Origin of the sequence: Streptomyces boncukensis, from assembly GCF_011045075.1 — a bacterium.
Lineage (GTDB): Bacteria > Actinomycetota > Actinomycetes > Streptomycetales > Streptomycetaceae > Streptomyces > Streptomyces boncukensis.
The window spans coordinates 1-11,689 of record NZ_JAAKZZ010000220.1 but is presented as its reverse complement, the minus strand read 5'-3'; the positions used below and the strand labels follow the sequence as shown (position 1 = coordinate 11,689).

The window sequence follows — 11,689 nt, the reverse complement described above, 5'->3', positions numbered from 1 at the left end:
GGGTGGGGCCGAGCCACCGGGCGATCGTGGCGGACCAGTGGGGGCTGTCGTACGACGCGCCGCTGCGGCATACGCGGGAGTATCTGGAGGTGCTGCGCCCGCTGCTGCGGGGCGAGGCGGTGGAGCACCGGGGCGAGCGGCTCACGGCGGTGACCGGGCTGGAGATCACGGGCGCCCCGGCGCCCCCGCCGGTGCTGCTGTCCGCGCTGGGCCCGAGGATGCTGCGGCTCGCGGGCGAGCCGGAGCTGGCGGACGGCACGATCGTGACCTGGGCGCGGCCTGGGCTGATCGCGGACTACGTCGTACCGGCGATGGGACCGGCCGGCGGCCGGGTGGCGGCGCTGACGCTGGTCGCGGTGACGGGGGACCCGGACGCGGTACGGGAGGAGGTGGCCCAGGCGTTCGGCGGGGCCGGGAACCACCCCTCGTACCGCGCCGTGCTGGAGCGGGACGGGCTGACGAACGTCGCGGAGACGGCCGCCATCGGATCGGAGCGGGAGGTCGGCGAGGCGGTGCGGCGCTACCGGGAGGCGGGGGTGACGGACCTGATCGTGGCGCCCTGGGGCGGGCCCGCCGGGCGGCGGCGCGTCCTGGACGTCCTGGATGCCCTGGTGCGGGAACAACCGCGCCGGGGGCGGGGTTGCGACCGGTCATGAGAATCGGCATCGCAACCTTTGTCACGGACGAGGGCATCCGCCCGGACACGCTGGCCCGCGCGGCGGAGGAGCGGGGGTTCGACTCGCTGTTCCTCGCGGAGCACTCGCACATCCCGCAGGGCGCGACGGCCACCGACGGGTCCCCGATCCCCCACCGGTTCCACCGCTCGCTCGATCCGTTCCTCGCCCTGACCGCCGCCGCCACGGCCACCGAGAGGCTGCTGCTGGGCACCGGGGTCGCCCTGCTGATCCAGCGCGACGTCATCCACACGGCCAAGGAGGTCGCCACCCTCGACCTGCTCTCCGGCGGGCGGGCGATCCTCGCCGTGGGCGCCGGCTGGAACCGGCCGGAGATGCGCAACCACGGCACCGATCCCCGGACGCGCGGCCGGCTGCTGGACGAGCAGCTGGCGGCCCTGAAGGCGATCTGGACGCGGGAGACGGCCGCGTACGACGGCGACTTCGTCCGCTTCGGCCCGCTGCACATGTGGCCGAAGCCGGTGCAGCGCCCGCACCCGCCGCTCTACATCGGCGGCAACGGAGCGGCGGCGCGGGCCCGGGTCGCCGAGGCCGGCGACGGCTGGTTCCCCACCGAGGTCTCCCCCGCCGAGCTGCGCACGGTCCGCGCGTGGCTGGCCGACCGGGGGCGGGGCGGCGCCGTGCTCAACGCACCCGCCGACCCGTCGCGGCCGGAGGAGCTGAACCGGTACGCGGAGGCGGGGGCCGACCGGGCGACGTTCCAGCTGGAGACCCTCCCGGAGGCCGAGACCCTGCGGAGGCTGGACGAACTCGCCGCGGTGGCCGCCGACTACCTGGCGTGAGCCGTCACGAGCCGTCACCGGGTCGGATACGCGCCGCCGTTGACGTGCAGGACCTGGCCGGTGATGTGGCGGGCCGCGGGCGAGGCCAGGAAGGCGACGGTGCCCGCGACGTCCTCCGGCGCCCCGGCGCGGCCGGTCGCCGTCGCGGCGATGAGCTGGGCGCGCCGCTCGGCGGAGAGCCGGTCGCGGAAGAACTCGGTGTCCGCGATGTAGCCGGGGGCCACCACGTTGGCGGTGATGCCGCGCGGGCCGAGGGTCCGGGCGAGGTCGGCGTTCCAGCTGGACAGGCCCGCCTTGGCCGCGCCGTAGGAGCCCGCGCCCTGGACGGCGGCGATGGAGCCGATGTGCACCACGGCGCCGCCGGGTGCGAGCCGCCCCTCCAGGGCCCTGGTGGTCAGCGCCGCGGTGAGGAGGTTCGCTTCGAGGTTGGCGCGGAAGCCCCGGGCGTACGCGGCGAGCGCCTCGGCGGTGCGGGGGTCTGCCGAGGGGCCCGCTGCGGGGTCCACTGCGGGGTCCGCTTCCGCGTCGAAGTCGGTGTTCCCGCCCGCGTTGTTGACCAGGACGTCCACCGTGTGCGGCAGCGCGTCCAGCAGGGCGAGCAGCGCGCCGGGGTCGGTGTGGTCGCAGACGGCGGCGCGGGCGCCGGTCTCCTCGGCCGCCGCCTCCAGCGGGGCCCGGCGCCGTCCGGTGACGACGACGGCGTCGCCCCGGCCGGTGAAGTGGCGCGCGACGGCGCGGCCGATGCCGGTGGCTCCGCCGGTGACGAGAATGGCGCGTGACATAGAGTGACCTCCGGTCCGTTCCGTTCAGTGCTAAATTCAGGTCTAAATTTAGCACTGAATCTAGCACTGGATTTAGACCTGAACGCAACACTCACCAGGAGGCCCCCGTGGCAAGCGACGACGACGGCGCCGCTCCGGACGCGTATCCGATGGACAGCGCCTCCGGCTACCCCGTCCAGGACATCGCGGACGCGTGGCGGCGGGAGCGGCCCGGCACGCCCGTCTCGTCGATCGGCATCGTCACCCCGCTCTGGCGGCTGGCGAAGCTGCTCGGCGACGACCGCAGGCGGGTGCTCGCACGGGCCGGCGTGGACACGGCCACGCTCGACCTGCTGAGCGTGCTGCGGCGGGCGGGCGAGCCGTACGCGCTGAGCACCCGCGAGCTGAGCCGCCGCTCCCTCGTCACGGCGGGCGCGATCTCGCAGCGGGTGGCCCGAGCGGAGCGGGAGGGGCTGGTGGTGCGACACCCCGGCGAGGGCAGGCCGCGCTCCGTGCTCGTCGAGCTCACCCCGGCGGGCCACGCTCTGGTGGAGGCGACGGTGGACGAGGTGCTGGGGCGCGAGGCGGAGCTGGTGTCCGGGCTCGGCCCCGAGCAGCAGGAGCAGCTCGCCGGGCTGCTGCGCGTGCTGCTCCAGGACGTCCAGCGGCGCCTGGGCGACACCCGGCTCAGCCAGGTCGGGGAGCCGGACTGACGCACCCGCCCCGCCAGGGGCAGCCCGGACCCCGGCCCGGACCAACGGCCCGGACCGACGGCCCGGACCGACGGCTACAGCGCCGAAATCGTCTCGGGTGTGCGCTCCGCACGGGAGAGGGCGCGCAGCACCGACACCTGTCCGTGGCGGCGGATGGCCAGCCGCGAGAGCAGATCCGTCACCAGGAAGGCCGCCGGCTCCGGGAAATCCGGAGTCGGTATGCCGACGCTGACGGCCAGATCATCCGCGTGCACGACGATCTCCAGCAGCCGGGCCAGCAGAAAGTCGTCGAGGGTGAGGTCGCAGTCCGCGTACGACAGGCGCACCACCTGGTCCGCAGGGGCGTCCGCGAGAATCCCCGGGGCCTCCTCCAGGGCCTCGGCGGTGCGCGCCGCGACCGCCTCCGGGCCGTCGGCCGCGGCCGCCTCGCCCAGCTCGCGCCCCATGACGCCGGTCCAGTGCGCGGCGTCCTGGCCGACCCAGGGGGCGCGGGCGAAGAACTCCAGGAGGGTGATCGGGGCACCGGGCGCAACCGGCTCGGCCGCGTCCCGCAGGAGCAGGACCTGCTTGCCCAGGTGCGCGGCCAGCCCGCCCACGCTGAACCCCTCCAGCGCGCTGGGCTCCCGCCAGCCGGTGGCCACGGCCGGTGCGCGCAGCAGGGCGACGGCCGTCCGCGCGGCCGTCAGGAACTCGTCCCGGATGGTCGGATCCGTCCTCATCTCCACTCAGCCCCTTCCGTCCTCTCGGTCCCCTCCATGGTCGTCGGCGCAAGCACGCGGCGCCTGCCCATCACCGGTCGGGGACTGGCAGACGCCGCGCGAATCCGTACGCCGTTGTACGGAAGCCTAGAGGGAGAAGGAGAAGGAGTCGGGCCGGGGCTACACCGCCAGCGAGCGGTCCGTCGGACGGATCGGGGCCGGGAGGGTGCTGGGGACGCCCGTCAGATAGCGGTCCACCGCCTTGGCGACCGAGCGGCCCTCGGCGATGGCCCAGACGATGAGGGACTGGCCACGGCCCGCGTCTCCCGCGACATAGACGCCGTCGACGTTGGTGGCGTAGCTGTCGTCGCGGGCGATGTTGCCCCGCGCGTCCAGCTCCACGCCGAACTGCTCGACCAGGCCGTTCTCGCGGTCGACGCCGGTGAAGCCCATGGCGAGGGTGACCAGTTGCGCCGGGATGCGGCGCTCGGTGCCCGGCCGCTGCGCGATCCTGCCGTCCGTCAGCTCCACCTCGGCCAGGTGCAGCCACTGGACGTTGCCGTCCGCATCGCCCTCGAAGTGGGTGGTGGAGACGGAGTAGACCCGCTCGCCGCCCTCCTCGTGGGCGCTGGTGACCTTGTAGAGCAGGGGGAAGGTGGGCCAGGGCTGGCGGTCCGGGTCCCGCTCCTCGCCGGGGCGCGGCATGATCTCCAGCTGGGTGACGGACGCCGCGCCCTGCCGGTGCGCGGTGCCCACGCAGTCCGCGCCGGTGTCGCCGCCGCCGATCACCACCACATGCTTGCCCTCGGCGGAGATCGGCGGGGTGACGTAGTCGCCCTCCTGCACCTTGTTGGACAGCGGCAGGTACTCCATGGCCTGGTGGATGCCGTTCAGCTCGCGGCCCGGGACGGGCAGGTCGCGCGCCGTCGTCGCGCCCGCCGCGACGACCACCGCGTCGTAGCGCTTGCGCAGCTTCGCCGCGTCGATGTCGCGGCCGATCTCCACGCCGGTGCGGAACTTGGTGCCCTCCGCGCGCATCTGCTCGATACGGCGGTTGATGTGCCGCTTCTCCATCTTGAACTCGGGGATGCCGTAGCGCAGCAGGCCGCCGACGCGGTCCGCGCGCTCGTACACCGCCACCGTGTGGCCCGCGCGGGTCAGCTGCTGGGCGGCCGCCAGCCCGGCCGGGCCCGAGCCGACGACGGCGACGGTCTTGCCGCTGAGCCGCTCGGGCGGCTGCGGGGTGACGCCGCCGGTCTCCCACGCCTTGTCGATGATGGCGACCTCGACGTTCTTGATGGTGACCGGCGGCTGGTTGATGCCGAGCACGCAGGCCGACTCGCAGGGGGCGGGGCAGAGCCGGCCGGTGAACTCGGGGAAGTTGTTCGTGGCGTGCAGCCGCTCGGAGGCCGCCGTCCAGTCGTTGCGGTAGGCGTAGTCGTTCCACTCGGGGATGAGGTTCCCCAGCGGGCAGCCGCTGTGGCAGAACGGGATGCCGCAGTCCATGCAGCGGCCCGCCTGCTTGCTGACGATGGGCAGCAGCGAGCCGGGAACGTAGACCTCGTTCCAGTCCCGGACGCGCTCGGGGACGGGGCGGGTCGGTGCGACCTCGCGGTCGGTGGTCAGGAAGCCCTTGGGGTCAGCCATGGGTCGCCGCCTCCATCATCTTCTCGTGGGTCTCGGACTCGGTCAGTCCGGCCCGCTCGGCGGCGTCCTTGGCGGCGAGCACGGCCTTGTACGTCGGCGGGAGGACCTTGCTGAAGCGCGCGGCGGCCGCGTCCCAGTCGGCGAGCAGCCCCGCGGCCACCGTGGAGCCGGTCTCCTCGCGGTGGCGGCGCACCGCGTCGTGCAGCCGCTCCGCGTCGGCGGGGGTCAGCTCCTCCACGGCGCCGCGCAGGCCCGCGTTGACCCGCGCCAGGTCCAGGTCGAGCACATAGGCCGTGCCGCCGGACATGCCCGCGCCGAAGTTGCGCCCGGTGGCGCCCAGCACCACGGCGGTGCCGCCCGTCATGTACTCGCAGCCGTGGTCGCCCACGCCCTCGGAGACGACCAGGGCGCCGGAGTTGCGGACGCAGAACCGCTCCCCCACGCTGCCCCGCAGGAAGATCTCGCCGCCGGTCGCGCCGTATCCGAGGGTGTTGCCCGCGATGGTGGAGTACGCGGCGAGGTGGTCGGCGGCCCGGTCCGGGCGGACGACGAGCCGCCCGCCGGAGAGGCCCTTGCCGACGTAGTCGTTCGCGTCGCCCTCCAGGCGGAGGGTGACGCCGCGCGGCACGAACGCGCCGAACGACTGGCCCGCGGAGCCGGTGAAGGTGATGTCGACGGTGTCGTCCGGCAGCCCGGCGCCGCCGAACCGCTTGGTCACCTCGTGCCCGAGCATGGTGCCCACGGTGCGGTTGGTGTTGCGGATCGCGACCTGGGCGCGTACCGGCTGCGCCGCCTCGGCGCTCCCGGCGTGCAGCGCGTCGGCGGCGAGCCTGATCAGCTCGTTGTCGAGCGCCTTCTCCAGGCCGTGGTCCTGCGCCGCGGCCTGGTGGCGTACGGCGCCGTGGGGCAGCTCGGGGACGTGCAGCAGCGGGGCGAGGTCGAAGCCCCGCGCCTTCCAGTGGTCCACGGCCCGCGAGGTGTCGAGCAGCTCGGCGTGCCCGACGGCCTCGTCCAGGGTGCGGAAGCCCAGCTCGGCCAGCAGCTCACGGACCTCCTCGGCGATGAACTCGAAGAAGTTCACGACGTGGTCGGCCTTGCCGCTGTAGCGCTCGCGGAGCACCGGGTTCTGGGTGGCGATGCCGACCGGGCAGGTGTCCAGATGGCACACCCGCATCATCACGCAGCCGGAGACGACCAGCGGCGCGGTGGCGAAGCCGAACTCCTCGGCGCCCAGCAGCGCGGCGATCACCACGTCCCGGCCGGTCTTGAGCTGGCCGTCGGTCTGCACGACGATCCGGTCCCGCAACCCGTTGAGCAGCAGGGTCTGCTGGGTCTCGGCCAGGCCCAGCTCCCAGGGGCCGCCCGCGTGCTTGAGCGAGGTGAGCGGGGAAGCGCCGGTGCCGCCGTCGTGGCCGGAGATCAGCACCACGTCCGCGTGCGCCTTGGAGACGCCCGCGGCGACCGTGCCGACGCCGACCTCGGAGACCAGCTTGACGTGGATCCGCGCCGCCGGGTTGGCGTTCTTCAGATCGTGGATGAGCTGGGCGAGGTCCTCGATCGAGTAGATGTCGTGGTGCGGGGGCGGCGAGATGAGGCCGACACCCGGCGTGGAGTGCCGGGTCCTCGCCACCCAGGGGTAGACCTTGTGGCCGGGCAGCTGGCCGCCCTCGCCGGGCTTGGCGCCCTGGGCCATCTTGATCTGGATGTCGTCGGAGTTGACGAGGTACTCGGAGGTGACGCCGAAGCGGCCGGAGGCGACCTGCTTGATGCTGGAGCGCCGCTCCGGGTCGTACAGCCGGTCCGGGTCCTCGCCGCCCTCGCCGGTGTTGGACTTGCCGCCGAGCCGGTTCATCGCGACGGCCAGGGTCTCGTGCGCCTCGCGGGAGATGGAGCCGTAGGACATCGCGCCGGTGGAGAACCGCTTGACGATCTCGCTGACGGGCTCGACCTCCTCGACCGGGATCGCGGCGCGGTCGCTCGTGAGGCCGAACAGCCCGCGCAGCGTCATCAGCCGCTCCGCCTGCTCGTCCACCCGCCGGGTGTACTCCTTGAAGATGTCGTAGCGGCGCTGCCGGGTGGAGTGCTGGAGCCGGAAGACGGTGTCCGGGTCGAACAGGTGCGGCTCGCCCTCGCGGCGCCACTGGTACTCGCCGCCGATGTCCAGCGCGCGGTGCGCCGAGGCGATCCCGGAGGCCGGGTACGCCTTGGCGTGCCGGGCCGCGACCTCCTTGGCGACGACGTCGAGCCCGGCGCCGCCGATCTTCGTGGTGGTGCCGTGGAAGTAGGTGTCCACGAACGACTCGTCCAGCCCGACAGCCTCGAAGACCTGCGCGCCGCGGTAGGAGGCGACGGTGGAGATGCCCATCTTGGACATCACCTTCAGCACGCCCTTGCCCAGCGCGTGGATGAGGTTCCTGATGGCCTGCTCGGGGGCGAGCTCGCCCGCGGCCGGCAGGAAGGTCCCGGCGCGCACCAGGTCCTCGACGGACTCCATCGCCAGATACGGGTTGACGGCGGCGGCGCCGTACCCGATCAGCAGCGCCACATGGTGCACCTCGCGCACATCGCCCGCCTCCACCAGCAGGCCCACCTGGGTGCGCTGCTTGGTGCGGATGAGGTGGTGGTGGACGGCCGAGGTCAGCAGCAGGGAGGGGATCGGGGCGTGCTCGGCGTCCGAGTGCCGGTCGGAGAGCACGACCAGCCGGGCGCCGGACTCGATCGCCGCGTCGGCCTCGGCGCAGATCTCCCTGATCCGCGCCGCGAGGCCGTCCCCTCCGGCGGCGACCCGGTAGAGCCCGGAGAGGGTCGCGGTGCGGAAGCCCGGCAGATCCCCGTCGGCGTTGATGTGGATGAGCTTGGCCAGCTCGTCGTTGTCGATGACCGGGAACGGCAGGGTGACGCTGCGGCAGGAGGCGGCCGCCGGCTCCAGCAGATTGCCCTGCGGGCCCAGCGAGGAGCGCAGCGAGGTGACCAGCTCCTCCCGGATGGCGTCCAGCGGCGGGTTGGTGACCTGCGCGAACAGCTGGGTGAAGTAGTCGAAGATCAGGCGGGGCCGCTCGGAGAGCGCGGCGATCGGCGCGTCCGTGCCCATGGACCCGATCGGCTCGGCGCCGGTGCGGGCCATCGGCGCGAGCAGCACCCGCAGCTCCTCCTCGGTGTAGCCGAAGGTCTGCTGGCGGCGGGTGACCGAGGCGTGGGTGTGCACGATGTGCTCGCGCTCGGGCAGATCCCCCAGCTCGACGATCCCGCCTTCCAGCCACTCCTGGTACGGGTGCTCGGCGGCGAGCCCGGCCTTGATCTCGTCGTCCTCGATGATCCGGCCCTCGGCAGTGTCCACGAGGAACATCCGGCCCGGCTGCAGCCGCCCCTTGCGCACCACCCGGCCCGGGTCGATGTCCAGGACGCCGACCTCGGAGGCGAGGACGACCAGCCCGTCGTCGGTGACCCAGTAGCGGCCGGGGCGCAGGCCGTTGCGGTCGAGCACGGCGCCGACCTGGGTGCCGTCGGTGAAGGTGACGCAGGCGGGGCCGTCCCAGGGCTCCATCATCGTGGCGTGGAACTGGTAGAAGGCGCGGCGCGCGGGGTCCATGGAGTCCCGCGCGCCGTCGCTCTCCCACGCCTCGGGCACCATCATCAGCACCGCGTGCGGCAGCGAGCGCCCGCCGAGGTGCAGCAGCTCCAGCACCTCGTCGAAGGTGGCGGAGTCGGAGGCGCCGGGGGTGCAGACCGGGAAGATCTTCTCGAACGCCGGGTCGAGCTGGGACTCGCGGGCCCGCATCCAGTTGCGGTTGCCCTGCACGGTGTTGATCTCGCCGTTGTGCGCGACGAACCGGTACGGGTGCGCCAGCGGCCAGCTCGGGAAGGTGTTGGTGGAGAACCGCGAGTGCACCAGCGCGACGGCGGTGGCCAGCCGGCGGTCGGACAGGTCCGGGAAGAAGGGCTCCAGCTGGCCGGTGGTGAGCATGCCCTTGTAGACGAGAGTGCGGGCGGAGAGGGAGGGGAAGTAGACCCCGGCCTCCCGCTCGGCGCGCTTGCGGAGCACGAAGGCCGGCCGGTCCAGGGCGAGCCCCTGCCGCCCGCCCGCGCGGTCCGCGACGAACAGCTGCCGGAAGTCGGGCATGGTCTCCCGCGCCCCGGAGCCCAGCAGGTCGGGCGCGACGGGCACGGTCCGCCAGCCGAGGACGTCCAGCCCCTCCTCGGCGGCCAGCGTCTCGATCCGTGAGACGGCAGCGGCGGACTCGGCGGCGTCGACGGGGAGGAAGGCGGTGCCGACGGCGTACGCACCGGCGGCGGGCAGCGCGAAGTCCACGCTCTCCCGCAGGAACCCGTCCGGCACCTGGAGCAGGATTCCCGCGCCGTCCCCGGTGTCCGGGTCGGAGCCGGTGGCCCCCCGGTGCTCCAGGTTGCGCAGCACGGTCAGCGCCCGTTCGACCAGCTCATGGCTGGCCTCACCGGTGAGGGTGGCCACGAATCCGACCCCGCAGGCGTCGTGCTCGTACCGGGGGTCGTAAAGGCCCTGCTTGACCTGCTGGGCAGGGGACGTCGACACAGCGCGCATCGGCTCTCCCGTCGTCTCGTGGCAAAAGTGCGTACCGAGGGACGACGCTGGCCCTCATGCGGTCAAAGATTTTCGCGCAGGTTACATGACAGTCGACTTCTCGAAAAGTGGATTCCCTCGCCCAGCATATGGACAGGGGTGCGTGACGGCACACCAAGAAGCCGGACCACGGTCAGGTCCTGCGAGGGGGAGCGGGCGGGGGATCGCCCCGCGGTGAGCGGTACCGGGGTGGCAGAGAACGGCTCGGAGGGCACGGGCCTCATTGCCCGCGGCCCAATCCGGGCCGTCCTTGCTTCTGCCCAGCGCTGAAGATCGTGAAACCGCTGGGTAACACGCGGATCATGCCCGCAGTGGCCGATTCTCGCCGTGACCCAGGTCACAGCCTCTTCTCCGGTCGGCCCGCCGGTCCGACCCCTTGACACGCCGCCGCCCCGACCGCACCATCTGTAAACGTTTACAGTGCTGTAAACCTTTACAGCACGTCCGTGCACACGGCAGCAAGGGAGCTGCACGATGCCAGACGGCGGAGGACCACCGACCATCGTGTCGATCGCGGAGCGGGCCGGCGTCTCGATCGCCTCGGTCTCCCGCGTGCTCAACGGCGTGGGGGCCCGCCCCGACACCGTCCGCAGGGTGGAACGCGCGGCGGCCGAGCTCGGCTATGTGCCCAACGCCGTCGCCCAGTCCCTCAAGGGCGGCCGGACCAAGCAGCTCACCTTCGCCATGCAGGACATCGGCAACCCGGTGTACGTCGCCATGGTCCGCGAGATCCAGGCCGTCACCCGGGGGGCCGGATACCGGCTGCTGCTGCACTCCACCGACGCCGTCATCGAGGACGAGATCGCCGTCGTCCGCAGCCTCGGCGACCGTACGAGCGACGGGCTGATCCTCTGCCCCATCCGCATCACACCCGAGCACACCGAGGTGCTGGGCCAGGCGGCGGGCCCGGTGGTCGTCATCGGCTCGCTGCCGTCCGAGGTCCAGGTGGACGCCGTGCAGGCCGACTCCGTCGCGGGCGCCCGGCTGGCCGTCGAGCACCTGGTGCGCACCGGGCGGCGGCGGATCGCGCTCGTCAACGGCCCCCTGGACACCGTTCCGGGCCACAACCGCCGGCAGGGCTTCCTCAAGGCGCTGGCCGACCTGGGGCTGCCGCACCACCCGGAGGCCGAGCGCGCGACCGCGTTCGGGCTGGCGGCCGGGCGCGCGGCGGCACACCAGCTGCTCGACGCCGTTCCGGAGCTCGACGCGTTCTTCTGCGCCAACGACCAGCTCGCGCTGGGCGCCAGCCAGGCCGTCCACGAGCGCGGGCTGCGCATCCCCGGGGACATCGCCGTCGCCGGTATGGACGACAGCGATCTCGCACAGGCCGCCTGGCCCCCGCTGACCAGCGTGGACCTCGGCTCCGTCGAGCGCGGCCGGCTGGCCGCGCGGATGCTGCTCGAACGCCTGGGCGGCACCGGGCTGGACGCCGTCGCGGCCCGCCGGACGACCGCGCTGCCCCGGCTCGTGGTCCGCGGCTCCACCGACCCCGACGCTCCCCCGCCGCGCGCCCGGCCGGGTCCGGCCGCGCCGACGGATCCGGGCGGACCGGCGGGTCCGGGCGGACCGACGGATCCGGGCGGACCGACGGATCCGGGCGGACCGGCGGATCCGGGCGGACCGACGGGTCCGGGTGCGTCGGCGGGTCCGGGCGCGCCGGCGGATCCGGGTGCGCCGGCGGATCCGGGTGCGCCGGCGGATCCGGGGGCGCCGACAGCGCCGGGCGCTGCGCCGGGGTCCGTGTGAGCGCCGCGGCCACGGCCGCCGGGAGCAGCCGGGGCGTGCCGCCGCCCCGC

8 protein-coding genes are annotated in these 11,689 nt (G+C 73.7%); 4 read left to right on the top strand and 4 right to left on the bottom strand.

What is annotated here, in order from left to right:
- Both G5C65_RS20485 and G5C65_RS20480 read left to right on the top strand, forming a co-directional pair.
- On the top strand, positions 1-656 hold a 656-nt coding region (locus G5C65_RS20485; RefSeq protein WP_165300343.1), incomplete at its 5' end, for an LLM class flavin-dependent oxidoreductase.
- Entirely contained in the window at positions 653-1,477 is an 825-nt protein-coding gene (locus G5C65_RS20480) for an LLM class F420-dependent oxidoreductase (protein ID WP_165300342.1), read from the top strand. The genes G5C65_RS20485 and G5C65_RS20480, both read left to right, overlap by 4 nt.
- Positions 1,478-1,491: 14 nt before the next feature.
- Here the strand turns inward: G5C65_RS20480 and G5C65_RS20475 are convergent, their stop codons facing one another.
- Positions 1,492-2,259 (bottom strand): SDR family NAD(P)-dependent oxidoreductase, encoded by a 768-nt coding sequence (locus G5C65_RS20475; RefSeq protein WP_165300341.1) that lies wholly within the window; start codon positions 2,257-2,259, stop codon positions 1,492-1,494.
- A gap of 149 nt (positions 2,260-2,408) precedes the next feature.
- Between G5C65_RS20475 and G5C65_RS20470 the strand changes: the two genes are divergently transcribed.
- Positions 2,409-2,951, top strand: coding sequence for a MarR family winged helix-turn-helix transcriptional regulator (locus tag G5C65_RS20470; protein WP_165300344.1), 543 nt, complete (start codon positions 2,409-2,411; stop codon positions 2,949-2,951).
- A gap of 74 nt (positions 2,952-3,025) precedes the next feature.
- On the opposite strand, the gene G5C65_RS20465 is transcribed toward G5C65_RS20470, so the two are convergent.
- The 3 genes from G5C65_RS20465 to gltB all read right to left on the bottom strand — a co-directional run bounded on the left by G5C65_RS20465 (position 3,026) and on the right by gltB (position 9,854).
- Complete coding sequence (locus G5C65_RS20465; RefSeq protein WP_165300340.1) at positions 3,026-3,670, bottom strand: maleylpyruvate isomerase N-terminal domain-containing protein; 645 nt, start codon at positions 3,668-3,670, stop codon at positions 3,026-3,028.
- Between the two features lie 159 nt (positions 3,671-3,829).
- Complete coding sequence (locus G5C65_RS20460) at positions 3,830-5,296, bottom strand: glutamate synthase subunit beta (RefSeq protein WP_165300339.1); 1,467 nt, start codon at positions 5,294-5,296, stop codon at positions 3,830-3,832.
- Complete coding sequence (gene gltB, locus G5C65_RS20455) at positions 5,289-9,854, bottom strand: glutamate synthase large subunit (protein ID WP_165300338.1); 4,566 nt, start codon at positions 9,852-9,854, stop codon at positions 5,289-5,291. The genes G5C65_RS20460 and gltB overlap by 8 nt, the downstream gene beginning before the upstream one ends.
- A 513-nt stretch (positions 9,855-10,367) precedes the next feature.
- Between gltB and G5C65_RS20450 the strand changes: the two genes are divergently transcribed.
- A complete protein-coding gene (locus G5C65_RS20450) occupies positions 10,368-11,639 on the top strand; it encodes a LacI family DNA-binding transcriptional regulator (protein ID WP_206442064.1) in 1,272 nt (423 codons plus the stop codon).
- The last annotated feature ends 50 nt before the right edge of the window (positions 11,640-11,689 follow it).

What these genes read in the sequence shown, in the direction of transcription:
- G5C65_RS20480 (WP_165300342.1), top strand. Translation starts at nt 653, where the DNA reads ATGAGAATCGGCATCGCAACCTTTGTCACGGACGAGGGCATCCGCCCG.
- G5C65_RS20475 (WP_165300341.1), bottom strand. Translation starts at nt 2,259, where the DNA reads ATGTCACGCGCCATTCTCGTCACCGGCGGAGCCACCGGCATCGGCCGC.
- G5C65_RS20470 (WP_165300344.1), top strand. Translation starts at nt 2,409, where the DNA reads ATGGACAGCGCCTCCGGCTACCCCGTCCAGGACATCGCGGACGCGTGG.
- G5C65_RS20465 (WP_165300340.1), bottom strand. Translation starts at nt 3,670, where the DNA reads ATGAGGACGGATCCGACCATCCGGGACGAGTTCCTGACGGCCGCGCGG.
- G5C65_RS20460 (WP_165300339.1), bottom strand. Translation starts at nt 5,296, where the DNA reads ATGGCTGACCCCAAGGGCTTCCTGACCACCGACCGCGAGGTCGCACCG.
- gltB (WP_165300338.1), bottom strand. Translation starts at nt 9,854, where the DNA reads ATGCGCGCTGTGTCGACGTCCCCTGCCCAGCAGGTCAAGCAGGGCCTT.
- G5C65_RS20450 (WP_206442064.1), top strand. Translation starts at nt 10,368, where the DNA reads ATGCCAGACGGCGGAGGACCACCGACCATCGTGTCGATCGCGGAGCGG.